General features: G+C 65.8%; 22 protein-coding genes. 6 read left to right on the forward strand and 16 right to left on the reverse strand.

Translation table 11 applies throughout. The annotated features are described in order from the left end of the window. Nucleotides 1–11 precede the first annotated feature (11 nt). Complete coding sequence (locus tag QCE48_RS25695) at nucleotides 12–4,142, reverse strand: CheR family methyltransferase (RefSeq protein ID WP_404982310.1); 4,131 nt, start codon at nucleotides 4,140–4,142, stop codon at nucleotides 12–14. Nucleotides 4,143–4,878: 736 nt separating this feature from the next. Between QCE48_RS25695 and flhD the strand changes: the two genes are divergently transcribed. The 3 genes from flhD to QCE48_RS25710 all read left to right on the forward strand — a co-directional run bounded on the left by flhD (nucleotide 4,879) and on the right by QCE48_RS25710 (nucleotide 7,445). Then, nucleotides 4,879–5,196 (forward strand): flagellar transcriptional regulator FlhD, encoded by a 318-nt coding sequence (gene flhD / locus QCE48_RS25700; RefSeq protein WP_309783188.1) that lies wholly within the window; start codon nucleotides 4,879–4,881, stop codon nucleotides 5,194–5,196. A gap of 22 nt (nucleotides 5,197–5,218) precedes the next feature. Continuing rightward, nucleotides 5,219–5,872, forward strand: a complete 654-nt coding sequence (gene flhC / locus QCE48_RS25705) for a flagellar transcriptional regulator FlhC (RefSeq protein ID WP_309783792.1) — start codon at nucleotides 5,219–5,221, stop codon at nucleotides 5,870–5,872. Nucleotides 5,873–6,113: 241 nt separating this feature from the next. Beyond that, nucleotides 6,114–7,445 (forward strand): Nramp family divalent metal transporter, encoded by a 1,332-nt coding sequence (locus tag QCE48_RS25710; protein ID WP_309783794.1) that lies wholly within the window; start codon nucleotides 6,114–6,116, stop codon nucleotides 7,443–7,445. Between the two features lie 3 nt (nucleotides 7,446–7,448). On the opposite strand, the gene QCE48_RS25715 is transcribed toward QCE48_RS25710, so the two are convergent. Genes QCE48_RS25715 through QCE48_RS25730 form a run of 4 tightly spaced genes read right to left on the reverse strand, consistent with a single transcriptional unit; the run spans nucleotide 7,449 to nucleotide 11,289 of the window. Then, nucleotides 7,449–8,624, reverse strand: a complete 1,176-nt coding sequence (locus QCE48_RS25715) for an acyl-CoA dehydrogenase family protein (protein ID WP_309783190.1) — start codon at nucleotides 8,622–8,624, stop codon at nucleotides 7,449–7,451. 34 nt (nucleotides 8,625–8,658) lie between these two features. Next, entirely contained in the window at nucleotides 8,659–9,318 is a 660-nt protein-coding gene (locus QCE48_RS25720; protein WP_309783192.1) for a methionine ABC transporter permease, read from the reverse strand. Continuing rightward, complete coding sequence (locus tag QCE48_RS25725) at nucleotides 9,311–10,429, reverse strand: ATP-binding cassette domain-containing protein (protein ID WP_309783194.1); 1,119 nt, start codon at nucleotides 10,427–10,429, stop codon at nucleotides 9,311–9,313. The genes QCE48_RS25720 and QCE48_RS25725 overlap by 8 nt, the downstream gene beginning before the upstream one ends. Nucleotides 10,430–10,452: 23 nt before the next feature. After that, nucleotides 10,453–11,289 (reverse strand): MetQ/NlpA family ABC transporter substrate-binding protein, encoded by an 837-nt coding sequence (locus tag QCE48_RS25730; RefSeq protein WP_309783197.1) that lies wholly within the window; start codon nucleotides 11,287–11,289, stop codon nucleotides 10,453–10,455. Between the two features lie 285 nt (nucleotides 11,290–11,574). Here QCE48_RS25730 and QCE48_RS25735 point away from each other — a divergent pair, with 285 nt between their 5' ends. Further along, on the forward strand, nucleotides 11,575–11,961 hold the full coding sequence (locus QCE48_RS25735) for a hypothetical protein (protein WP_309783199.1): 387 nt from the start codon (nucleotides 11,575–11,577) through the stop codon (nucleotides 11,959–11,961). 7 nt (nucleotides 11,962–11,968) lie between these two features. Here the strand turns inward: QCE48_RS25735 and QCE48_RS25740 are convergent, their stop codons facing one another. The 4 genes from QCE48_RS25740 to QCE48_RS25755 all read right to left on the reverse strand — a co-directional run bounded on the left by QCE48_RS25740 (nucleotide 11,969) and on the right by QCE48_RS25755 (nucleotide 17,348). After that, nucleotides 11,969–14,488 (reverse strand): mechanosensitive ion channel domain-containing protein, encoded by a 2,520-nt coding sequence (locus QCE48_RS25740; protein ID WP_309783201.1) that lies wholly within the window; start codon nucleotides 14,486–14,488, stop codon nucleotides 11,969–11,971. A gap of 242 nt (nucleotides 14,489–14,730) precedes the next feature. Continuing rightward, nucleotides 14,731–15,654, reverse strand: coding sequence for a cation diffusion facilitator family transporter (locus QCE48_RS25745; protein ID WP_309783203.1), 924 nt, complete (start codon nucleotides 15,652–15,654; stop codon nucleotides 14,731–14,733). Nucleotides 15,655–15,679: 25 nt separating this feature from the next. After that, the gene (gene selD / locus QCE48_RS25750) at nucleotides 15,680–16,744 is read right to left on the reverse strand and encodes a selenide, water dikinase SelD (protein WP_309783205.1); all 1,065 of its coding nucleotides are present in this window, start codon (nucleotides 16,742–16,744) and stop codon (nucleotides 15,680–15,682) included. Nucleotides 16,745–16,817: 73 nt separating this feature from the next. Continuing rightward, nucleotides 16,818–17,348, reverse strand: coding sequence for a putative glycolipid-binding domain-containing protein (locus QCE48_RS25755; protein ID WP_309783206.1), 531 nt, complete (start codon nucleotides 17,346–17,348; stop codon nucleotides 16,818–16,820). A 163-nt stretch (nucleotides 17,349–17,511) separates the two neighbouring features. Between QCE48_RS25755 and QCE48_RS25760 the strand changes: the two genes are divergently transcribed. Next, complete coding sequence (locus QCE48_RS25760; protein WP_309783207.1) at nucleotides 17,512–17,928, forward strand: BspC domain-containing protein; 417 nt, start codon at nucleotides 17,512–17,514, stop codon at nucleotides 17,926–17,928. Nucleotides 17,929–17,976: 48 nt separating this feature from the next. On the opposite strand, the gene QCE48_RS25765 is transcribed toward QCE48_RS25760, so the two are convergent. Continuing rightward, on the reverse strand, nucleotides 17,977–18,516 hold the full coding sequence (locus QCE48_RS25765) for an Rrf2 family transcriptional regulator (RefSeq protein ID WP_309783208.1): 540 nt from the start codon (nucleotides 18,514–18,516) through the stop codon (nucleotides 17,977–17,979). 331 nt (nucleotides 18,517–18,847) lie between these two features. Here QCE48_RS25765 and QCE48_RS25770 point away from each other — a divergent pair, with 331 nt between their 5' ends. Continuing rightward, entirely contained in the window at nucleotides 18,848–19,081 is a 234-nt protein-coding gene (locus tag QCE48_RS25770; RefSeq protein WP_309783209.1) for a hypothetical protein, read from the forward strand. A 50-nt stretch (nucleotides 19,082–19,131) separates the two neighbouring features. Here the strand turns inward: QCE48_RS25770 and QCE48_RS25775 are convergent, their stop codons facing one another. From QCE48_RS25775 to QCE48_RS25800, 6 genes are all read right to left on the reverse strand, one after another. Beyond that, on the reverse strand, nucleotides 19,132–19,920 hold the full coding sequence (locus QCE48_RS25775; RefSeq protein ID WP_309783210.1) for an anti-sigma factor: 789 nt from the start codon (nucleotides 19,918–19,920) through the stop codon (nucleotides 19,132–19,134). Then, complete coding sequence (locus QCE48_RS25780) at nucleotides 19,917–20,462, reverse strand: RNA polymerase sigma factor (protein WP_309783212.1); 546 nt, start codon at nucleotides 20,460–20,462, stop codon at nucleotides 19,917–19,919. Before QCE48_RS25780 ends, QCE48_RS25775 begins: the two co-directional genes overlap by 4 nt. Before the next feature lie 49 nt (nucleotides 20,463–20,511). Further along, a complete protein-coding gene (locus QCE48_RS25785; RefSeq protein WP_309783214.1) occupies nucleotides 20,512–20,667 on the reverse strand; it encodes a hypothetical protein in 156 nt (51 codons plus the stop codon). Between the two features lie 21 nt (nucleotides 20,668–20,688). Then, entirely contained in the window at nucleotides 20,689–21,063 is a 375-nt protein-coding gene (locus tag QCE48_RS25790) for a hypothetical protein (protein WP_309783216.1), read from the reverse strand. 114 nt (nucleotides 21,064–21,177) lie between these two features. After that, nucleotides 21,178–22,164 carry an AraC family transcriptional regulator gene (locus tag QCE48_RS25795; RefSeq protein ID WP_309783218.1) on the reverse strand — a complete coding sequence of 329 codons (987 nt, stop codon included), beginning with the start codon at nucleotides 22,162–22,164 and terminating at the stop codon, nucleotides 21,178–21,180. Then, nucleotides 22,155–22,355 (reverse strand): hypothetical protein, encoded by a 201-nt coding sequence (locus QCE48_RS25800; RefSeq protein WP_309794345.1) that lies wholly within the window; start codon nucleotides 22,353–22,355, stop codon nucleotides 22,155–22,157. The genes QCE48_RS25795 and QCE48_RS25800 overlap by 10 nt, the downstream gene beginning before the upstream one ends. Nucleotides 22,356–22,397: the final 42 nt, after the last annotated feature.

A 22,397-nucleotide genomic window follows, 5' to 3' on the forward strand; every position in this document is an offset into this window, starting at 1 on the left:
CGTGCCGCTCGTCACGCACCCGACGGCCGCTTGAGCATGACCTGCTCCACCGCGCCGATCAGCGCGGCGAGCGAAACGGGCTTGGTCAGATGCGCGTCGAACCCCGCGTCGAAGGTCTTCTGCTCCTGCACGACGCCGCTGTATCCGGTCACGGCGACGGCCGGCAGTCCCGCGAGCACGGAGGTCGAGCGAACTTCGCGCATCAGTTGATAGCCGTCCATCACCGGCATGCCCACGTCGCACACGAGCAGGTCGTAGCGCTCGCGGCCAAGCGCGGCGAGCGCCTCGGCGCCGTTCGTGGCCGTCGCCACCCGCGCGCCTTCCAGCGTCAGCAGCGAGCCGAGCGCGTGGCCGGTTTCGGCATCGTCGTCGACGACGAGCAGCGACAATCCCGCGAGCACGCTCGATTCGCCCGGCAGCGCGCCGGGTAGCGCGGCGTCGTCGCTCGCGGGCGGCAGCCACACCGAGATGCACGTGCCCTTGCCGTGGCCGTCCGAGCGCACCGCGACGCGCCCCGCATGCATCTCGACCAGTTGCTTCACGAGCGCGAGTCCGATGCCGAGCCCGACGCCCGACTTGCGCCGCGCCTCGTTCGCCTGCGAAAACATGTCGAAGATGTGCGGCAGGAATTCCGGCTCGATGCCTTCGCCCGTGTCCGCCACCTCGATGCACAGGTCCGCGCCGTCACGCGTGAGGCCGATCGTCACCTTGCCGCCCGCGGGCGTGAACTTCAGCGCATTGCTGACCAGGTTCCACACGATCTGTTCGAAGCGCACCGGATCGACTTTCGCGAGCGCCGGCTTGGCCGCGGCCGTCAGCGAAAGCGCGACGCCGCGCGCGGCCGCGTCGCTTTCCATCGCATCGCAGATCGACGTCAATGTCGGCGCCAGATCGGTCAGCGCGAGCTTCAGGGCGAGCTTGCCGGTGCGCACGCGCGACAGGTCGAGCAGGTCGTCGATGATCTGCGCCTGGCTCAGCACCGCGCGCTGGATCGCGTCGGCGGCCTCGACGATCGCCGGCACGCCGCGCGACTCCGGCAGGCGCGGCAGCATTTCCGCCTTCACGTTGATGAGATTGAGCGGATGTTTCAGTTCGTGCGAGAGCACGGCGAGGAAGTCGTCCTTCAGACGATTCGCGGCTTCGGCGCGCTCGCGCACGAGCCGCTCCTGCGAAAGCTGCACCTGGCGCAGGTCCTCGACCGATTTGCGGTCCGTCAGATCCCGCGCGATCTTCGCAAATCCGGTGAATTTCGGGTCCGACAACGGCGTCACCACGCCGCTGCAAAACACCTGGCGCCCGCTTTTCGCGACGTGCCAGCGCTCGTCGTCGGCGCGGCCTTCGGCGGCGGCCGTCTCGCGCTCGCGCGCGGGCACGCCCTCGGCGCGGTCCTCGGCGGTGAAGATCATCTCGATATTGCGGCCGACCGCCTCGCTCTCCGTATAGCCGAACACGCGCTCGGCGCCCGCGTTCCAGCTCTGGATCACGCCTTCCGGGTCCTGCACGATGATCGCGTAGTCGTTGGTCGTCTGGGCCGCGAGCCGCAGCCGCTCGGCGCCTTCGCGCGCTTCTTCCTCGGCGCGCCGGCGCGCGGTGATGTCGATCAGCGTCAGCACCGCGCCGTCGATGCGATCGTCGCCCGTGCGGTACGGCAAAAGACGCGCGATGAACCAGCGCTCGTCGTGGCTCGCCACCTGGCGTTCGATCAGGCGCAGCGACTGGAAGGTCGCGGCGACGTCGTCCGCGAGTTCGGGGTAATGCAGGCGGTGCGTGATGTCGAAGAGCGAGCGGCCCACGTCCGCGCCGATCAGGTTGAAGACGCCCGTCGCGCTCGGCGTGTAACGCTTCACGCGCATCGCGCGGTCGACGAAGATGGTCGCGATGTCGCTCGACGCGATCAGGTTCTGGAGATCGTCGTTGGCCTTGCCGGTTTCTTCGATCTTCGATTGCAGCTCGCTATTGACGGTGACGAGTTCCTCGTTCACCGACTGCAGTTCTTCCTTGCTGGTTTCGAGTTCCTCGGTCGCCGAGCGCAGTTCCTCGTTGATCGCCTGCAATTCCTCGTTCGACGCCTTCAGTTCTTCCGTCGACGTCTCGTACTGTTCGATCGTGCGCTGCAACTGCTCCTTGCTGCGCTGGACCTCGCGTTCGAGTTGCATCAGCACGGAATCGGCGCCGATTTCGCCGGTGGTCGGGGGCCCGTCGGTCATGGCCTCCTGCACTTCGTCGAACAGCACGAGCACGAGGTCGGCGTCGGCGTCGGCGTCGTGGAACGGGCGCACCGTCATCGTCACGTAGCACGGGCGCTCGTCGCGCACGAGGCGCACGCGCCGCGCCTCGACGCTGTTGCCCGTCTGCACCGCCTGGAAGAGCGCCGTGCGCAGGTCGAGCCGCAGTTCCGGCAGCACCAGCGCGATCACGTTGCTCGACGGCTCGCCACCTACATAGCGCAAGAAGCGGCCGACGTTCTCGGACATGTGCACGATCTTCGAATCGCGGTTCACGATGATGCTGGGCGGCGCGTATTGCTCCAGCACGCGCTGGTGGAGCGCGCTGAACGAAAAGTTGCGGCGCGCCGGAGCCAGCGCGGACGCGGGATCGGCCACGGCAGGCTGCGCCGGCGCGCCGAGACTGGCGGGCGGCATCATCGAGGGCCGGCGCGGTTGCGCGACCGCCTTCGCGCGATAAATGCGGTGTTTCTTGTCGACGACGCTGAAGAGGTCCTCCACCGAATCCGCCGATTCCGAGCTGCCGAGGAACAGATACCCGTTCGGATAGAGCGCGAAGTGGAACATCTCCAGCACCTGACGCTGCACCGTGCGGTCGAGATAGATCAGGAGATTGCGGCACGACACGACGTCGAGCCGCGAAAACGGCGGATCGCGCAGCACGTTGTGGAGCGCGAACAGGATTTTCTCGCGCACCGGTTTCAGCACCTCGTAGCGGCTCGCGCTCTTCGCGAAGAACTGGCGCAGGATGTCCGGCGGGACGTCGGTGATGATCGAGTCCGGATAGACGCCGGTGCGCGCCTTCGCGACCGCGCTCTCGTCGATGTCGGTGGCGAAAAGCTGGAGCGAAGCCGGCGAGCGCGCCGCGTTCTGGTACTCGGTGAAGAGCATCGCGAGCGTGTACGCCTCTTCGCCCGACGAACAGCCCGCCACCCAGACGCGCACCTGGTCGTGGTCGCGCTTGCGCTCGTAGATGTCGGGCAGCACGTCGCGCGCGAAGGCCTCGAACGCCTCGCGGTCGCGGAAGAAATTGGTCACGCCGATCAGCATGTCGGCGAGCAGCGCGCCCGTTTCGCGCAGATTGCCATGCAGAAAATCGCGATACGTGACGAGATCGGGCAGCGCATTCACCTGCAGCCGCCGTTCGATCCGGCGCAGCATCGTCGCGCGCTTGTAGTGGCGAAAGTCGTGGCCGGTGCGCGCGCGCAGGCTCGCGAGAATGTCCTGCAACGCTTCTTCGGCGTGCGAGCCGGCGTCCGGGCCGGGCGTCGTCTTCTTCGTGCGCGGTTCGAACGCGGGCAGGCTGATGCGCTTCGCATTCGCCCAGAGTTCGAGCAGCTTCTGCGGCATCTCGACGACCGGCAGCACCAGGTCGACCTGGCCCGTCGCAATCGCGCTCTGCGGCATCTCGCCGTATTCGGCGTCGTTGGGCTCCTGCGCGAATGTGATCCCGCCCACTTCCTTCACCCGCGCGAGGCCCACGGCGCCGTCGCTGCCCGTGCCCGAGAGCACGATGCTCATCGCGTGCTGGCCGTGCGCGTCGGCGAGACTGCGAAAAAACGTGTCGATGGTGACCGGACGCCCGCCCGACGGCGCCGCGTCGCGCACGCGCAGATGGCCGTCGATCATCGTCAGGCTCTTCGCCGGCGCGATCACGTAAACGTGGTTCGGCTCGATCCGAACCGGCTCGCTGACCTGGACGACGCGCATGCGCGTCGCGCGGCGCAACACTTCGTCGGCGGTGCTGACGTGATTCGGCGACAAATGCAATACCGCGACGAACGCCATTCCCATGTCGGCGGGCGCGTTCTCGAAGAAGCGGATCAGGGCTTGCAAGCCGCCCGCCGAGGCGCCGAGCCCCACGACGGGGAACTCCAGCGCGCTCCGGATGAGCGGGGTTTCGCTGGCGCCGGCCATTTCGGATGGATCGAGAGGCGGCTCCGGCGTTGTAGTGTTATTCGTCACTACGAATCCTGTTTTGCTTGTGAGTATGCGGATGGAGCGGCCGAACTACGCTGGCCGTCGTCGAAGATACCATTTGCGCGCATATTCCGGGCCTATCGAACGTCCGCCCGGACGAAGCCCGTGGCGCGACGCGTTAGACGGCGCCTGTGTCCCACTGTTTTGCGTCCCGGCGCAAGTCCTTATTGCAGCCGTTCAAATTCGCGCGGCGTAACGTCGCGCTTTGTATTTATCCGCTTAATTCGCTATTGGAAAGGCGCCGCGTCAGGCTTCCCTTAATCCGCGATTCCGACCCGGTTTATTCTTTTTTTGCACTGTCAACGCGCGTGCCAATCCTTTCGTTTTTTGTCTTGAAATTACCGGTTTGCACCTTGTTACATACGCCCGGGAATAACTTGTTAAAAGGGCAAAAAAATAAAAGGGATCGGTTACTTTTCCCTGTTACAAACCTCCGCTAAGGGACTGAAAAACTTACCGAAATCGAAATGTTGTTTTACGTCAATTTTTAACGGTATGTGCTTGCTTTCCCACCTGACGGTACTTACAATCCGTTTCACAGTGTTGTTACAAGTTGTAACACGCTGTATCAAAAACCAAGTAGCTGTCCGGATTTAGGTCCGGCAAGGCACAAAAAAAGATTTCGGCAAAAAATGCCGGCCAGGTTCGGGGAATTACAGGAAGCAGCAAAATTATGAACGGTCGTGAAACGCTGGAATCGATTCGCGAAATCAACCTGTCGTACATCATGCTCGCGCAGCGGATGTTGCGCGAGGATCGTGCCATCGGCATGTTCCGGCTTGGCCTGTCGGCCGAACTCGCCGACCTCCTCGCTGGCCTCACGCTGGCGCAGGTCGTGAAGCTCGCGGGATCGGACCAGCTCTTGTGCTTTTTCCGCTTCAACGATCACACGATGCTGTCGGCACTGACGCAACCCGCGAAGCACGCGGGCATTGCGCCGACGCACGCAGCCATCTTGCTCGCCGGCCAGCCGGCCGAACAGTTCGCTTGAGACGGAACCAGCCATGACCACGATGTTGAAGAAAAGCCTCACCGAAGACGCACAGGACGTGTTCCGCGCTATCGCACTGATCGAACTCGGCGCGCGGATGCAGGTTCTGGAAAGCGAATTGACGCTCTCGCGCGACCGCATGATCCGTCTTTATCGCGAAGTGAAGGGCGTATCGCCGCCGAAGGGCATGCTGCCCTTCTCGGCAGACTGGTACATGACGTGGCTCGCGAACATCCACGCATCGCTGTTCTACAACACCTACGTGTTTCTGAAGAACGAAGCGGGCTGCTCGCACCTCGACGCATTGACCAAGGGTTACCGGCTGTATCTCGAGCACTGCAACCATAGCGGCGCCGAGGCTGTACTGGATTTGACGCGGGCCTGGACTCTCGTGCGCTTCTTCGACGCCGACATGCTGCAGCTCACGCGCTGCTGCCGCTGCACCGGCAAGTTCGTTGCGCACAAACATGATTTGCAGAACAACGTGGTGTGCGGGGCCTGCCAGCCGCCGTCACGCGCGGGGAAGACCAAGAAAGCGGCGGCCGCCCGTCAGGCGACCGAAGAAGCCGCTCTGGAGGTGGTGAGCAAGAATGAAGTGCCGGACGAACCATCGGTGCTCGACAATGCGGCGCGATTTACGCCGCGCACACAAGGCCTGGTCGCACAGGCTGCTTGAACGGTAGCGGCGCCGGCCGTCCTCGAGGACCGCTCTCGGGCGGTGGACAGCGGGCAATGCCGCTACCGTTTTCCTTCTCGACCGAATTCCCTGAAGGGCCCGCCGATATTCTCGGCGGGCCCTTTTTTTCGTCGGCGCGCGCGCCACGCCTTCCGCTCTTTTCGACAATAATGCCGTGACTCCGGCATTGCCCTCAGCTGGCGAGCGCCGCCGCACCATCGAACCGACGGGGACCTCACCATTGCCGTTCAAGCTGCCGACCACCGCCACCGCTCCGTTTTGCCCGTCCGAGGTCAAGGGTTCCGTCGACGTGCCCGCGGGCGCGCCGCTCTGGAAGAAGCTCGCGCAGTTCGCCGGGCCGGGCCTGCTCGTCTCGATCGGCTACATGGACCCGGGCAACTGGGCGACCGACATCGAAGCCGGTTCGCGCTACGGCTACAACCTGCTATTCGTCGTGGTGCTGTCGAGCCTTGCCGCGATGGCGCTCCAGTGTCTCGCGATGCGCCTTGGCATCGTGACCGGACGCGATCTCGCGCAACTGTCGTCTGAGCGTTATTCGAAGCCGGTCGCGCGCGTGCAGTGGGCGCTCGCGGAGATTTCGATCATCGCGTGCGATCTCGCGGAGGTGCTCGGCGGCGCGCTCGCGTTTCACCTGCTGTTCGGCTGCTCGCTGATGTGGGGCGTGATCTTCACGGCGTTCGACACGCTCATCGTGCTCGGCCTGAAGGGCAAGAACTTCCGCGATCTGGAAGCGATCATGCTCGGCCTCATCGCGACGATCGGGCTCGGCTATGTCGTCGAACTGGCGCTGGTGAAGCCGCACTGGCCGGCGGTCTTCGGCGGGCTCGTGCCGTCGTGGCACGCGATTTCCGAACGCGAGCCGCTCTATCTCGCGATCGGTATCCTCGGCGCGACCGTAATGCCGCACAACCTCTACCTGCATTCGTCGATCGTGCAGACGCGCATCGTCTCGCGCACGAAAGCGAGCCTGCGCTCGGCGATCCGTCTGTCGCGGCTCGACACCATCGTTTCGCTCTTCCTCGCGCTTTTGATCAACGCGGCGATCCTGATTCTCGCGGCGTCGGCGTTCCACGCGACAGGCCACACGCAGGTCACCGAAATCGAGGACGCGTACCGGCTCCTCGCGCCGATCGTCGGCACCGGGCTCGCGGCGATTCTCTTCGCGGTGACGCTGCTCGCGTCGGGCCAGAGCTCGACGTTCACCGGCACGATCGCCGGGCAGGTCATCATGGAAGGCTTCCTGAAACTGAAGATTCCGTGCTATCAGCGGCGCTTCGTCACGCGCGCGCTCGCGTTGATTCCGGCGCTGATCGGCGTCGGCATGATGGGCAACGGCGCGGTCGGCAAGCTGCTGGTCGCGAGCCAGGTCGTGCTGAGCCTGCAACTGCCGTTTGCGCTCTACCCGCTGATCCGCATGACGAGCGATCGCCGGCTGATGGGCGAATTCGCCAACCGCGCGTGGACGAAGGGCGTCGCGTGGATGCTGTTCGGCGTGATCAGCGCGGCGAATCTCTGGCTCGTGGTGCAGACGGTCGGCTTCGTCACCGGGTGACGCCTAGCTGTACAGATTCGGCTCGGGCAACACGCCCGCCAGCGCAAACCGGCCGATGTCGCGCAGCTTGTAGTCGAGCGGATCGTGCAGCGTGTGCACGCGCGCGTTGCGCCAGAAGCGGTCGAGCGCGAGCGGAGCGTGCGTCGAACGCGCGCCGCAGGCGTCGAAGAGCGCCTCGCTGACGTCGAGCGCCGCGCGGTGCGCCAGCACCTTCGCTTCCGCCACCGCGAGCGCCGTGTGCGCGCGCTCCTCGGCATTCAGCGCGTCGCCGCGATCCCACGCGCGGTCGAGCGCTTCGGCGGCGCGCGTCGCGAGCGCTTCCGCGCTCACGGCCTTCAGCCGCATTTCCGCAAACCGATGCAACTGATAAGGATCGTCGACGGCGTTCGCCACGTTCGAATGAATCCACGGCCGTCCGGACTTCGCGACATACTCGCGCGCCTCCGCGAGCGCGCCTTCCGCGATCCCAACGAAGAGGTTCGTCAGCACCAGTTGCGAGACGAGCGTGCGCAGCGAGCCGCGCGGCGTCGGCGGCGCCTCGGAGCGGTGCAGCACTTCCTCGGCGCGCAATTCGACGTCGTCGAAGGCCACGCTGCCGCTGTCCGTCTGACGCTGGCCGATGGGATTCCAGTCTTCGTTGACCGCGATGCCCGCGCGCTCCGTCGGCACGACGCCGAACACCGGCTTGCCCGTGGCCGGGTCCTGCGCGGAGAGCGTCATCATCTGCGAGCCGCGCGTGCCGGAGCAAAAGCCCTTCTGCCCCGACAGACGATAGCCGCCGTCGCCCGTCGCATGCGCGATCAGCCGCGTATCGAGCGGATTCACCGCGTTGCCCCACCACCAGCGGTTTGCAACCGTGCCGCGCAGATACCGCTCGCGCTGCGCCTCGCTGCCCCACACCGCGACGCTCACCACCTGTAAGCAGGTGAATCCGAGCAGATGGGCCAGCGCGGCATCGACGCGTGCAATCGCGCGAATCGTCCGATAGACGTCGACCCAGCGCGCGCCCTCGCCGCCGTATTCGCGCGGCACGGCGATCGTCACGAGGCCCGCGTCGGCGATCAACTGCTTTTCGCGCGCGGCGTGACCGCCTTCGCGGTCGCGCGCTTCGGCGGTCTCGCGCAACGCGGCGAGCAGTTCGGTCAATGGCAGGGAATCGGGCCGATGAGGGGCGTTCATGCTGTCTCCGGTGTCGATGCGGTTGTCGTCATTATCATCCCGTGCGCCGGGTGATGCGCCGCACCAGGCGGTCGCCGCCCCACTGCACGACGCTGACGATCACGATCAGCAGCACGATCACCGTGACCATCACGGTCGTGTCGAAGCGCTGATAGCCGTAGCGTATCGCGAGATCGCCGAGACCGCCCGCGCCGACCGCGCCCGCCATCGCCGACGAGCCGATCATCGCGACCACCGTGATCGTGAAGCCGCCGAGGATGCCCGGCAGCGCTTCGGGCAGGAGCACGTGCCGGATGATATGGCGGCGTTCGGCGCCCATCGCCTGCGCGGCCTCGATCAGTCCGCGGTCGACTTCGCGCAGGCTCACCTCGGCGATGCGCGCGAAGAACGGGGTCGCGGCGATCGAAAGCGGCACGATCGCAGCCCACACGCCGATGGTCGTGCCGACGAGAAGGCGCGTCAGCGGAAGGAGCGCGACGAGCAGGATGATGAAGGGCGTCGAGCGCAACGCGTTGACGACCGAGCCGAGCGTCGAATTGACGGCCGGCCGCTCGAAAATGCCGCCCTTCGTCGTCGTGACGAGCACGAGCGCGAGCGGAATGCCGGCGACGAGCGCGATCAGCGCCGAGACGCCGACCATCACGACGGTATCGCGGATCGCGTCGAGGAATTCGGGCAGCCAGATTTCAAACATAGCCGAGCACCTCCACTTTGTCCGCGTGACGCCGCGCGCCGGCGACGAGCGCATCGACATGCGCGCGCAGCCCCGCTTCGTTCGCGCCGTGCGCGTGCAGATGCGCCGCGACGACGAGCCGTCCCTGCGCATGTCCCTGAATCCGGTCGATGCCGCCATGCACGAAGTTCACGCGGCCGCCGAGCGCGCCGAGCGCCACCGCGAGCGCGCCCAGATCGGGTTCGTGCCGCGACTCGCCGGTGAAGCGCACGTCGAGCAGCACGTCGGCGCCGTCACGCGGCGCGCTCGCGAGCCGCGCGGCGAGATCGGCGGGCAAATCGTGCACGAGCGTGCGCAAGAGCGCCTGAGTGGCCGCGTGGTGCGGATCGCCAAATACGCGCCACACGGGGCCCGTCTCCACGACTTCGCCCGCCTCGATCACCGCGACCGAATCGCAGACTTCGCGGATCACCGCCATCTCATGCGTGATCAGAAGAATCGTGAGGCCAAGGCGGCGGTTGATGTCGCGAAGCAGCGCGAGGATCTGCTGCGTCGTTTCCGGATCGAGTGCGGACGTGGCTTCGTCGCAGAGCAGCAGGTCGGGGTCATGCACCAGCGCCCGCGCGATCCCGACGCGCTGCTTCTGGCCGCCGGAAAGACTGCGCGGATACGCATCGCGTTTGGCCGTGAGGCCGACGAGTTCGAGCAGCGCATCGACTTTCGCGTCGATGCTGCGCTTGTCGACGCCCGCGATCGTAAGCGGCAGCGCGATGTTCTCGCGCACCGTTTTCGCCGAGAGCAGGTTGAAGTGCTGGAACACCATGCCGATGCGCCGCCGCAACCCGACAAGCCCGCGTTCGTCGAGCGCGCCCACCGACACGCCGTTCACGCGCACCTCGCCGCGCGTGGGCTTTTCGAGGCCGTTCACGAGCCGCAGCAGCGTGGACTTGCCCGCGCCGCTGCGTCCGATGATGCCGAACACCTCGCCCCGCGCGACCGACAAATCGACGCCCGAGAGCGCCGCCGTCGATCCGCCGAACACCTTGCCGACGTCCGCGAACACGACGCTTTTCGCCTGCGTGTCGGACCGCCCTTCGCTCACGCGTGGTTCCTCGATGATCACATCCGCCATGATGCAAGCCTCCGTTGAATGACTCACCACGCGACCGCGTAGAGCGTGCCGAACGCCTTGTCGAGCGCGGCGCGCACGGCGGGCGACTGCTGGTAGATCGCGATGAACTTGCGGATGCGCGGATCGTTCACGCTGTCGGGACGCACGACCCACTGGATCGCGAAGAGCTTGTTCTCGACGCCGTCGAAGAGCAGCGCGCTGTTCGGATCGGCCGTGCCGGCGAGCTTGATGAAGCTCGGATAGCCCTGCGCGAGATCGACGTCGTCGAGCGAGCGCGCGAGTTGCGAGGCTTCGAGCTGCACGATCTTCAGATGCTTCGGGTTCTCGACGATATCGAGCGTCGTCACGCGGTAATCGGCGCCGGGCTTCAGCTTGATGAGACCCGCGCGCTGCAATAGCAACAGGCCGCGCCCGCCGTTCACCGGATCGTTGGCAATGGCGACGCTCGCGCCGTCCTTCAGTTCGTCGAAGCGCTTCACCTTCTTCGAATAGAGGCCGATCTTCATGATCGTGCCCGGCGCGATGGCGACGAAGTCGTAGCCGCCCTGCTTCTTCGCGTTCTCCAGAAACGGCACGTGCTGGAAGTAGTTGACGTCGATGTCCTTGTTCGCGAGCGCGGCGTTCGGCGTGTTCCAGTCGGTGAATTCGATCAGCTTCACATCCAGCCCCTGCGCCTTGGCTTCCTTCACGGCGACCTTCAGCGCATCGATTTGCGGACTCGTCGCGGTGCCGATTTTCAGCGTGGCATCGGCCGCGAACGACAAAGCGGCGAACGACGTCGCGAACGCCGCGACAACGACGAGCAGAGTGGCGCGCACGCGCCCGGACACGCCGCGCAATGCGGCATTGGCATTCTTCATGATGGACTCGTCCAAAGGGAAACGATGAGCGCGCGACGTTGCGTCGCGCGATGGCATGGCGGAAGGATGATTAAAACGCGAAGCTAGTTGCCGGTCGAGCGCCGACAGTGCAGATGCAGACGATTCATCGCCCTCTCCTGATTCAAGTGAAGGCCATCATAGAAGGCGTAGCGTCGCTGGTCTACGAAGCGATTTTCCGATCGAAATCGCTAAAGCGGATATAAGCCGCGCGAGCCTCGGCCGCCCACGCTATAGTGCGGCTTTCCGACCACGCGAGTCGAGCCGATGCCTCCGCCCTCCACCGCCGCCGCCACGATGATCGACGCGTTCCATCGCACGCGCGTCGAAGATGAACAGCAGGTCGAGTTGTGGCTCGAAGAAACCGGCGACTGCGCAATCGCGCTGGAAGCGATCTGGTCGGAAGGCGCGCATCATCGCGGACACGCGCGCGTCGCGATGGAACGGCTCGTCGGGCTCGCCGACGAGCATCGCGTGATGATCACGCTGGTGCCGCGTCCGCTCGACGTGAAGGGCGACGGCGCCCACGCGCCGCCGGTCGATCGCCATGCCCCCGATGCCGCCGCGCTCGAAGCGTTCTACGAGCGGCTCGGGTTCGAGCGCAGCGGCGGCGAGTTCGAAGGCTCGCCCGTGCTCGTGCGCCCGCCGCGCTGAAAACCGCTCAGACGGCTGCGCTGCCCGAATTGCCCGCCGACGCTTCCGCCGTCGGATGCTGCGCGGCTCGGGACGGCTCCGCGCGCTGATCCGCCGACGCCTGAGCTTCGTCCTTCACCTGCGGCTCCCCGCCGTCGATGATCACGAAGTTGCGCTGCGGATTCGCGATCTCGATGCCGCGCGCCGTGAATTCGTTGAGGATGCGCCGGTTGAATTCGCGCTGCACCGGCCAGCGCGAACTGTCGCGGCACTGGATCTGTCCGGCGAGCGTGACGGTCGAGCCGTCGACGGCATCGACGCCCCAGAAGCTGAAGTCCGAGAGAATGCCGTCCTTGAACGCATCGTCGCGTTGAAGCGACGCGCCGATGTCCTTGAGCGTCGAGATCGCGAGATCGACGTCCTGGCCGAGCGCGATGGAAACCCGCACCGCCGCGTTGCCGATGCCGCGGTTGGTGTTGTTCACCGTCGATACCGAACTGAACGGCACGGTGTGCAGCGAACCGTCGCCGGCACGCAGACGCACCGTGCGGATCGACAGATACTCGACCGTGCCCGATACGCCCGCGAGCGTCACCCAGTCGCCGACCTGCATCGCGTTCTCCATCAGGAGGAAGATGCCGGTGATGAGGTCCTGCACGAGCTTTTGCGACCCGAAGCCAAGCGCCACGCCGAAGATGCTCGCGCTCGCCAACAGCGGCGCCGTGTTCACGCCGATCTCGCTCAATCCCGTCAGCACCACCACCAGCGCGATCACGATGAAGAGCGCCGTGCGCATCATCGGCAGCAGGGTTCTCAGGCGTGCCGCGCGCAGACGCTCGCCGCTCGTCGTCCAGGCTTCGAGGCGGCGCTCGACCATCACGTTGGCCGCTTCCCAGACGAGCACCGCGAACACCGCCGCGATCGCGATCGTGATCAGCGCCGAGGCGAGCCGGTTGCCCACGCCGCCCGAGGTGAAGAAGCCGATGATGTCGATGCCCCACACCTGCAACAGCGCGACGACGGTCGCCACCGCGATCACCGTCTGCACGATGCGCCGCAGGATCGGGTAATAGCGGTACGCGTGGCGATGCGCGATCGACTGGCTCGCGTAGCCGTCTTCCGCGTCGCTCTGGAAGACGCGGCCGAGCGCACCGAACGCGACGATCGCGAGCACGCGCGCCGCCACCAGCACCGCTACCGAGAGACCGCCGAGATGGAACAGCGTCTGATAGCCATTCCTCACGTCGAGCGCCCACACGAACCACAGCGCCATCACGAAGAAAATCGCGACGCTCGACCAGATGTCCGCGATCCAGTTGCCGACCAGCGACACTTGGCGATGTCCTTGCATGCGCTGGCGGATGCGCGCGGCGACCGGCGTTCTGCATTCGAAGATCACATACGCGATCATCGCGTGCACGACGAACGTGACCGCCTTCAGGATGGCGACGTGGGCTTCGTCGGAGAGACCGAGCGGCTCCGCGGCATTCGCGATCGCCACGCCCGCGCCACCCACGCAGACGATGCGCATCACCCAGCCGTGTGTGAACGCGGCGAAGCGGTCGCGCATCTGAATGAGCCGCAAGCCCGGCGCGCGCGGCGCGAGGAAGAAGAGACTGACGATCTGGATCGCGCGGCACACGAGATACACGTCGATCAGCGCGCCCGCCACGCGGGCTTCGGGCGTGTTGTCGTCGATGAAGACCGACATCAGGAGCGTCGCCGCCGCGACGAAAACCGCAAGCGGCACGACCGAGAAGAAACCATGCAGGAGCGCGCTCGGCAAGCGTTGCAGCAGCGTCCAGTGCCGCGCTGCATGACGCTTGCCGCGCACCGTGTCCGTCTTCTTCTCCGCGACATGCAGCGCGGCTTCGTCGCCACGGCGCTCGGCGGCGGCTTCGTCGCGCACCGCGGCGTGTTCCTGCCGGGCCAGGTCGGGATCTTCCTCGTCGACATCGACGATGCCGCGCGCCGCGATCCGGCCGCGCGGACCGCGCAACAGGCGCACGGCAAGCAGTTCCAGCAGCAGGGCGGGCACGAGCGAGACCAGCACGGTCCACGCGACGTGTTCGAGCAACTGGCGGGCGTCGGCGGTCGCGGTGCGTTCGCGCCACCATTCGAGCACCGATCCGTAGTCGAGCAGTGCGGACATCGAATGCCGCAGGCCCGAGCCGAACTGCACGAGCCAGTGGCTGGCCTGATGCGAGATCTGCGAAGCGAGACCGTTGCTCGTCAGCGACTTCGCGAGCACGCTCGACGCGCCACTCGCCGGTTCGGCCGACGAGGCGCCCGAAGCCGACGCCGCCTGCGGCGGCGTGGCGAGCGCGCCAGCGGCAGCGAGCGCGCGCAACGTATCAGCGAATTGCGCGCGGCGAGCGGGGTCGTTGAGGACCGCGAGCGCGTCGCGGGCCTGTTGCGGCGTGAGCGTGACGGGCGCCGCGGGGTTCGCGGAACTGGCCGGATTCGCATGGCCCGCCGCAGCGTTGGCGAGCGCCGGAGTCAAGATGGAAAGAGCGAGGAGAACGAGGACGAGCAGGGATTTGCGCATGGGCCGGATATGGAACTCAGGGTTCAGGGACTCGACGGATGATGTCGATCGGCTCGAGCCGGAACGAATCGTGCTAGACGGCTTCGATCGGATGAGGATCGAGGAACTGCCATGATGGTGCAGCTAGGTGACACGACCGGATTGTCCGGCGAAGCCGCGCGTCGAGTCCGTTAACAGAAGTAGTTATGCGGTAGCACGTCGCGCGCCCGCCCCGTTTCACGATGCGCGAAACGCGGTCGCGTTCAGGCGCCCGCCCGCGCGCCTTCGCGCACGATGTCCGGCTCGAAGAACACCCAGCGCACTTGCGGGAACGTGTTCTGCAGGTCGTCTTCGATGACGTTGATCGCGTCGATCAGCGCGCGGCCGCTCGGATAGTCGATCATCTCTGCCTGCACGGCGACCACCACATGCTTGCCCCATTGCAGCGTGATGAGGCTGATGATGCGCAGGATTTCGGGCCGCGCGCGCAGATGCGCGTCGATGGCACGGCGCACTTCCGGACTCGCCGATTCGCCGACGATCATCGACTTCACTTCGCGCGCGACCACGTAGGCGACGACCATCAGCAGAAGCCCGACGCCGATCGAACCCGCCGCGTCCCACATGGGATTGCCGGTAATCATCGTGAGCAGCACGGCGCAGAACGCGATGGCAAGACCCGCGAGCGCCGCGACGTCCTCACCCGCGACCACCAGCAGTTCCGACTCGCGCGTCTCGCGAAACCAGCGCCACAGGGTTTTGTCGGGCGTGCCCTTGCGGATCTCGCGCAGCGCGCCCGCGAGCGAGAACGCTTCGAGAACGACCGAGATGCCGAGGATCACGAGCGCGACGATTGGATTGCTCAACGGCTCGTGGTGCAGCATGCGATGCGCGCCTTCGTACACCGAGAACGCGCCGCCGACGAAGAACAACAGCAACGCGACGATCAGCGCATAGAAATAGATCTCGCGCCCCGAGCCGAGCGGATGCAGCGCGTTGGCCGGCTGCCGCGCGCGCTTCAGGCCGAACAGCAGCAGAAGCTGATTGCCGCAGTCGGCGGTGGAGTGAATCGCTTCGGCGAACATCGAGCCCGAACCGGTGAACGCCGCGGCGCCGAACTTGCACACGGCGATGCCGAAGTTGGCTGCGAGCGCATAAAAGATGGCCTTCGGCGATTCGTCGTTCATGGGGCCCTTTGAGTTAAGGCAGCGATCAGCCGACCTCGACGCGGCTCGCGCCGTCGGTCATGTCGCCGATCACGACAGCATCATTGAAACCGTCGGCGCGGAAGATCGCGAGTACCTCGTCCACCGCTTGCGGCGCGCACGATACGAGCAGGCCGCCGGAGGTCTGCGGGTCGGTGAGCAGGACGCGTGCCACATCGTCGAGCGACGACGCGAGTCCGATGTCCGCGCCATACGCGCTCCAGTTGCGTCCCGACGCGCCCGTGTACACGCCCGCTCTCGCGAAGGTCTGGACGCCCGGCAGCCACGGCAGGTCCGCATAGCGGATGCGCGCCGTGAGCCCCGCGCCGCGCGCGAGTTCGAGCGTGTGGCCGAGCAGGCCGAAGCCCGTCACGTCGGTGAGCGCGTGCACGCCTTCGAGCTGCGCGAGGTCCGCGCCCGGGCGATTGAGCTTGGTCGTCGCGGCAATCATCGCGGCGTAGCCGGCCGCGTCGAGTTGCTCCTTCTTCAACGCCGCCGACAGCACGCCGACGCCGAGCGGCTTGCCGAGCACGAGCACGTCGCCGGCGCGCGCGGCCGCGTTGCGCTTGACGAGCTTCGGATGCACGATGCCGAGCGCGGCGAGACCGTAAATAGGCTCGACCGAATCGATCGAATGGCCGCCCGCCACCGGGATGCCCGCCTCGGCGCACACCGACTCGCCGCCCTTCAGGATCTCCGCGATCACTTCATGCGGCAGCACGTTGATCGGCATGCCGACGAGCGCGAGCGCGAGGATCGGCTTGCCGCCCATCGCGTAGACGTCCGAGAGCGCGTTGGTCGCGGCGATGCGGCCGAAGTCGAACGGATCGTCGACGATCGGCATGAAGAAGTCGGTCGTCGCGACGATCGCCTGTTCTTCGTTGAGCTTGTAGACGGCGGCGTCGTCGGCGGTGTCGTTGCCGACCATCAGGTTCGGAAACGCCTGCATCGGCGTGCTGCGCTTCAGGAGATCGGCGAGCACGCCGGGGGCGATCTTGCAGCCGCAGCCGCCGCCATGCGAGAGGCTCGTCAGGCGGGGTGCGGAGCGGGGAGTCTGCGTGGTGTCGTTCATCGGGCGGCGTTCGGCTCATAGCGATAAAGCCGTATTATCGCCGCTCGCGGCACACGCCGCCCGGCGCCACGCTTCAGAGGCGCAGGAACAGCCCGGGATAGTCGATGACGAAGCCGTCCGCATCGACGGGAAGCTCGGCCGTGTAACGCGACGTGATACCTTCGTAGCGATAGCGCCGGTCGCGTTCGATGCAGGTGTAGGCCTGCTCCACGGGCGCCGCCGTGAGTTCGGGCAGCGCGATATACACGACGCGGATCACGCGGCGTTCGCCTTCGGCCAGCGTCAGGCGGCGGATCGGCAGGGTGTTGGTGAAAGGCGTCGCCGAGATGTCGATGTCGATGCAGCCCGCGAGGTCTTCGCGCGGCGTGCCGTTGCCGTCGGTCCAGTGACCTTGCGCGTCGCTCCACAGGTCGAGCGTGCCGCCGCCGATGCGCTTCACGACGACTCGCGTGACGTTCCATTCCGCGTCGCATTCGATCCGGTACACGGCGCCGAATCCTTCGCCGGCGAGCGCGCTCTCCGCTACGATGCCTTCGCGCCGAAGATCGACTTCGAGATGTTCGAGACCGTTGCCGTCGGCGGGCGTCCATCGGATCGTCTTCATCGCGCGTCTCCATTCGTGGCGAAGCTTCAGGCTTATGACGCGGCGAGATCGAAGAAAGTGCCCTGAAACAGGCACTTTTTCAGCGAACGAAGGTCAGTGGAAAGAATCGCGCGGTATACTTCGTCTCCATGTCACGCTTCATTCAAACGAGTTCCCTCATCGCATGAAAGCTTTCTTTCCGCTCGTCGCGCTGGCGCTGTCGGCCGTTTTGTACCAGGCAGTACACGCGCAGGAATCGCCCGATCTGTCGAAGGACTATGACTACCTGACCCGCATGCACGTGCCGAGCGCGGTCATTCAATGCGTCGCCGCGTTCGATCACTGGGTGGAACTCACGCCGAAGTACGACACGTTCATCGTGCCCGATCGCCGCGTGCTCTCCGCGAAGATCGAAAGCGATTCGCCGATCTTCAGCGTCGGCAATCCCATTCCCGTCGACAAGATCATCGTGATGCGCGCGTTCGCGAAGTCACGCGGCAAGCCGCAGTGGACGCGCGTCGATAGCAAGTGCGGCGTGCGCGACGGACACGTGGTCGGGGTGTCGCTGACGCCGAACGTCAAGCCCGTAATTGTTCGATGACCGTGGCCGCTGCGCTTCCGTGGAACGACCATCGAGCAGCGCAAAGCCTCACCCCTCATCCTGCTCACTGCGCGCAACGCGCTTGTTGAACGACCGCTCATCGAGCCACCGGACCACCTGCGGACCATAACCTCGCGGCGCCTTCGCCACGATGCGCGTCGCCAGATCGGCGAGACAGTCGCCCGCCAGCGCCTCGCGCATGCGCTTCTCGGCGTTTCTCATCACCGCGTGAATCGCACAGACGCCGCTCGTCGCCCACGGCGGCGGGTCCTCGTCGAACACAGCGCAGCGCGCGCGGACCTCCCTGCATTCGAAGATCGGCTTGTCGCCGTCGATCGCATCGACGACATCGAGCACGCTGATTTGCGCGGGCGGCCGCGCAAGCGCGAAGCCGCCCTTCGCGCCTTCGGTCGCGATCACGAGTCCCGCCTTGTGAAGCTTGGTGAACAGCTTCGCGACGTAATCGACGGGCACCCCTTGCAGCTCCGCGAGATCGCGCACGCTGGCATCGCGCACGCCGTGCGGCGGCTCCGTCAAATAGAGCATGCAATGCAACGCGTACTCCACGCCCGTGCTGATGTGCGACATGTCCACTCCGGTCGACTGGTTCCCTCGCTCACGCCGAGGTCGCTTGCTGGAACAACCCGAATATTTCAAACCACACGTTTGCTTACAAACGCACACCGCTTGTCATTTGCCGTTTGGCTAAATTGGCTTCACGCAATCACACGCGGATTCACACGGATCTACACGGAGAAACCAAATGAAAAAACTAGCGATCCTCGCAGCGCTCGCCGCCTTGCTCGGCACTTCGCTCGGCGGCTGCATCATCGTGCCGGATGGCGGTGGCTATCACCATCATCACGACTGGTACCGCTAAGAAGTCACACGCATCCACACACTTTCAGAGAGATCAACCATGAACAAGACGAAGAAAAGCCTGTTGCTCGCCACGCTCGCCGCCGCACTCGGCATGGGACTCATGAACCTCGCCTCGGCCGACGATCACCGCCCCGGTTACGTCCATACCGTCGCACAAGGCTGGCACGGCGACCGCTATTGGGATGGCCATCGCTACTGGTCGCGCCACGACTGGGAGCGCCGTCATCCGACGAGCTACCATCACGCGCCGCCGCCGCATCATTACTATTGATGCTTCGCTAAGCCGGGACGTGTCCCGGCTTTTTGCATGCGTGCGCGTCGTTACCAGCTCTTCGGATCGCCGCCGAGTTCCTTGCAAGTGTCGTAGGCGATGGCCTGCAGCTTCTCTTCGCCGATCTGTCCGGAAAGCGCATAGCCCGCGCGGTTCGCCGCCCAGTAATACGTCGTGCGCGGTCCGTCGCGCAGCATGCGGATCTTCGACTGGCTGCGTGAGACGGTCGTCGTGTAGAGCGTGATGCGCTCGCCGGCTGCGTTCTGATACATGAGCTGCGCCGCCGGCCCTTCCTCGCCGGGCAGCAAGCGCCCGCCGACGAGCTGGAATCCATACTCGGCAAGCGACGGAATCGTGAGCGTGCGATTGAGCCGCTTCGAGAGCCAGTTGACCAGATGATCCTGCTGCGCCGCCACCACCTCCACCGCATGACGCTGCTCGGGCGCATAAACCGCGTAAGCGATGTCGGCGCGCTGCGCGAACGGGGGCCGTTCGTCGTGGAGCGCGGGCAGCAGCATGTGTAACAAATAGCCGCAAGCCACGCCGACGAACGCCCAGCAAGCCGCCATCAGGAACCGCTCGCGCCGCCGCGGACGCATCACGACGACCTGCGGCTCCACGGCCTCGCTTGCGAAGAGCGCGCGCAGCGCATTGTCCTGCGCGCGATACGCCGAAACAGTCGTGGCGCTCGCCGGATCACGCGCGATGCGCTCCGCCACGGCGTCGCGTTGTTCGTCGCCGAGTTCGCGGTCGAGATACGCCGACAGCGCCTGGAGATCCTGTCTCTCCTCGGGCAGATCGGGACGTTCAGGACGGTCGGGGCGGTCCGGAGTCGTCATGTGCGATTCACCACTTTCAACGACGAAGCCGACGCCGGCGACACCGACGACGTCCCGCGGCGCTGCGGCTCTTCACCGAGCAGCACGCGCATGTGTTCGCGCGCGCGCGAAAGCCGCGACATCACGGTTCCGGCCGGCACGTTCAACACCACGGAAGCCTCCTGATAACTCATTTCCTCGACACACACGAGCAGCATCACCTCGCGCTGTTCGACGGGCAAACAATAGAGCGCGCGCTGCACGTCGCGCAGCACGAGACCATCGACTTCGCCGACGGGTGCCGCCATCTGCCGCCACGGCGCGGTTTCGTCGTCCACCGCGATGTCGCGGCGGCCGCGCAACTGGTCGATATACAGATTGCGCATGATCGTGAACAGCCACGCGCGCAGATTGGTCCCGGCGCGAAAGGCCTTTGAGCGGCCGAGCGCGCGTTCGGTCGCGTCCTGGACCAGATCGTCGGCCCAGGCGCGGTCGCCCGTCAGTGCGCGCGCGTAGCGGCGCAACTGCGGCAGATGGGCGAGCAGTTCGGTCTCGAAACTCAAGACGCACCGCCCGCCAGCTTGCATGCGTGGACGCAGACACGACGCATCGTCAGTACCCGCCGCCGCCCATTTTCGGCACGTTGCCGGGGCCGTTCGCGCCGCCGCTGCTCACGCCGCCGCTCACCGTGCCGCTCGCGCACGCGGCCGCGAGCACCGTCAGGCCGAGCGCCGACACCAGCGCGAGAATTCTGATCGATCGCAGCATGTCCGCCTCTTCACTCAACGCTCAGGGTTTGGCGACGTGCCATACGTCGCGGAAGTTGTCGCCGTTCTTATCGCCTGGCTTCGTATCCTTCGCAAACCGGTAGAGCCGCTTGCCGTCGTAGGCCCATTGCTTGCCGCCCTCGGCCGATTCCGTCGTCCACTTGCCCGACGGCTGGTCGGAATCGCCCGCCATCGCGGCGGGCCACGCCTGCGCGCAACCGCCCGAACACGCGCTCGGACCGCCCTTGGTGTCCTTGTCGAAGGTGTAGAGCGTCATGCCCTTTTCGTCGACGAACATCCCGTTGTCCACCTTCGGCGGCGCCGCGAAAGCGCTCGCCGACAGAATCAGCGCGCTCAAGAGACCTCCCGTTGCAGCCATCGCGATTGGCTTCTTCATTTCATCTCCTCTCTGGTGAAGTAACCGTAGAACGTTCGGCGGCGCCGAACTATTCCGCGGTTGACGAAAAAAAGCTGCGTTCCGCTCTGACCGAGTTCCGGGGCGGGCGAAATCCTAGGCGCCCGCCTCCTCGCGCCAGCGGCGCGTGTCCCTGAGCGGCGGCGCGCCGAAGAGCCGGCTGTACTCGCGGCTGAACTGCGACGCGCTCTCGTAACCCACACGATGCGCGGCGGTCGCGGCATCGGCGATATCGAGCAGCATCAGCCGCCGCGCTTCCTGCAAGCGCAACTGCTTCTGATATTGCAGCGGACTCATCGCCGTGACGGCCTTGAAATGATGATGCAGCGACGACACGCTCATGTGCACGTCGCGCGCGATGGATTCGATGCGCAGCGGCTGGTCGAAGTTCTGCCGCAGAAGAAGAATCGCGCGGGCGATGCGCTGCGTCTGGCTGTCGGTGAGCGCGATCTGGCGCAGCCGCGCGCCCTGCCCGTTCATCAGCAGGCGATACAGGATTTCACGCTTCACGAGCGGCGCGAGGATCGGGATGTCCTCGGGCGTGTCGATCAGGCGCAACAGGCGCAGCACGGCGTCGAGCATCGACGCGCCGAGCCGGTTGACGTAAAGCCCGCGCGCGGCGTCCGAATGCGAGGCGGGCGGCAGGTTTTCGTCGCGGATCAATTCGGCGATCGCCTCGACGTCGAGGTCGAGCCGCAGGCCGAGATACGGCTCGGTTTCGCTCGCGACGGTCACCTGCCCCATCACCGGCAGATCGACTGAGGAAACGAGGTAGTGCAGCGGATCGTAGACGTACACGTCGTCGCCGACCATCAGGCGCTTCGAGCCCTGCGCGATCAGTGAGAGCGCGGGCGTCTGGATGCCGTGCTTCGGCCCGCCGGGATTCATCACGCGATGCAGGAAAAAGCCGGGCACGGACGTCTCGACGGTGCCTTCGCAGCCGGCGGTGAAGCGGTCGAGCAACGCGACGAGTTCGAGCCGCGCGCCGTCGAGGGACGGATCGGGCGCGCGGTGGGGATCGTGGCCGTCGTGGCCGTTCAGGGGATGCGACTGGTCGTGCGAAAGGGTCTCGTTCAGTGCCATGGTTTCGCGAAAGAAGGAGGTTTCAGGGACTGCAGGTAGCTTACTCGCGCGTGCGCGAGTTCGCTCACCGCGCCCCGCTGGCTTTGCAGGAACAGGCAATGATCCGACAGGATCAGGCTATGGCCGCCGTCATCGGCGGGACGATACTGCACGGGCGCCGGTTCGGCCATGCCCGCATTCAGCACGTACAAACGTCACTGCGACGCGGCCATGTCAGCCGGACGGCATCCCGT

It is taken from the genome of Caballeronia sp. LZ024 (assembly GCF_031451455.1).
Lineage (GTDB): Bacteria > Pseudomonadota > Gammaproteobacteria > Burkholderiales > Burkholderiaceae > Caballeronia > Caballeronia telluris.

Excerpts from the sequence above, each read along its gene's own strand:
- QCE48_RS25695 (WP_404982310.1), bottom strand. The coding sequence starts at position 4,142 with ATGGCCGGCGCCAGCGAAACCCCGCTCATCCGGAGCGCGCTGGAGTTC.
- flhD (WP_309783188.1), top strand. The coding sequence starts at position 4,879 with ATGAACGGTCGTGAAACGCTGGAATCGATTCGCGAAATCAACCTGTCG.
- flhC (WP_309783792.1), top strand. The coding sequence starts at position 5,219 with ATGTTGAAGAAAAGCCTCACCGAAGACGCACAGGACGTGTTCCGCGCT.
- QCE48_RS25715 (WP_309783190.1), bottom strand. The coding sequence starts at position 8,624 with ATGAACGCCCCTCATCGGCCCGATTCCCTGCCATTGACCGAACTGCTC.
- QCE48_RS25720 (WP_309783192.1), bottom strand. The coding sequence starts at position 9,318 with ATGTTTGAAATCTGGCTGCCCGAATTCCTCGACGCGATCCGCGATACC.
- QCE48_RS25725 (WP_309783194.1), bottom strand. The coding sequence starts at position 10,429 with ATGGCGGATGTGATCATCGAGGAACCACGCGTGAGCGAAGGGCGGTCC.
- QCE48_RS25730 (WP_309783197.1), bottom strand. The coding sequence starts at position 11,289 with ATGAAGAATGCCAATGCCGCATTGCGCGGCGTGTCCGGGCGCGTGCGC.
- QCE48_RS25735 (WP_309783199.1), top strand. The coding sequence starts at position 11,575 with ATGCCTCCGCCCTCCACCGCCGCCGCCACGATGATCGACGCGTTCCAT.
- QCE48_RS25740 (WP_309783201.1), bottom strand. The coding sequence starts at position 14,488 with ATGCGCAAATCCCTGCTCGTCCTCGTTCTCCTCGCTCTTTCCATCTTG.
- QCE48_RS25745 (WP_309783203.1), bottom strand. The coding sequence starts at position 15,654 with ATGAACGACGAATCGCCGAAGGCCATCTTTTATGCGCTCGCAGCCAAC.
- selD (WP_309783205.1), bottom strand. The coding sequence starts at position 16,744 with ATGAACGACACCACGCAGACTCCCCGCTCCGCACCCCGCCTGACGAGC.
- QCE48_RS25755 (WP_309783206.1), bottom strand. The coding sequence starts at position 17,348 with ATGAAGACGATCCGATGGACGCCCGCCGACGGCAACGGTCTCGAACAT.
- QCE48_RS25760 (WP_309783207.1), top strand. The coding sequence starts at position 17,512 with ATGAAAGCTTTCTTTCCGCTCGTCGCGCTGGCGCTGTCGGCCGTTTTG.
- QCE48_RS25765 (WP_309783208.1), bottom strand. The coding sequence starts at position 18,516 with ATGTCGCACATCAGCACGGGCGTGGAGTACGCGTTGCATTGCATGCTC.
- QCE48_RS25770 (WP_309783209.1), top strand. The coding sequence starts at position 18,848 with ATGAACAAGACGAAGAAAAGCCTGTTGCTCGCCACGCTCGCCGCCGCA.
- QCE48_RS25775 (WP_309783210.1), bottom strand. The coding sequence starts at position 19,920 with ATGACGACTCCGGACCGCCCCGACCGTCCTGAACGTCCCGATCTGCCC.
- QCE48_RS25785 (WP_309783214.1), bottom strand. The coding sequence starts at position 20,667 with ATGCTGCGATCGATCAGAATTCTCGCGCTGGTGTCGGCGCTCGGCCTG.
- QCE48_RS25790 (WP_309783216.1), bottom strand. The coding sequence starts at position 21,063 with ATGAAGAAGCCAATCGCGATGGCTGCAACGGGAGGTCTCTTGAGCGCG.
- QCE48_RS25795 (WP_309783218.1), bottom strand. The coding sequence starts at position 22,164 with ATGGCACTGAACGAGACCCTTTCGCACGACCAGTCGCATCCCCTGAAC.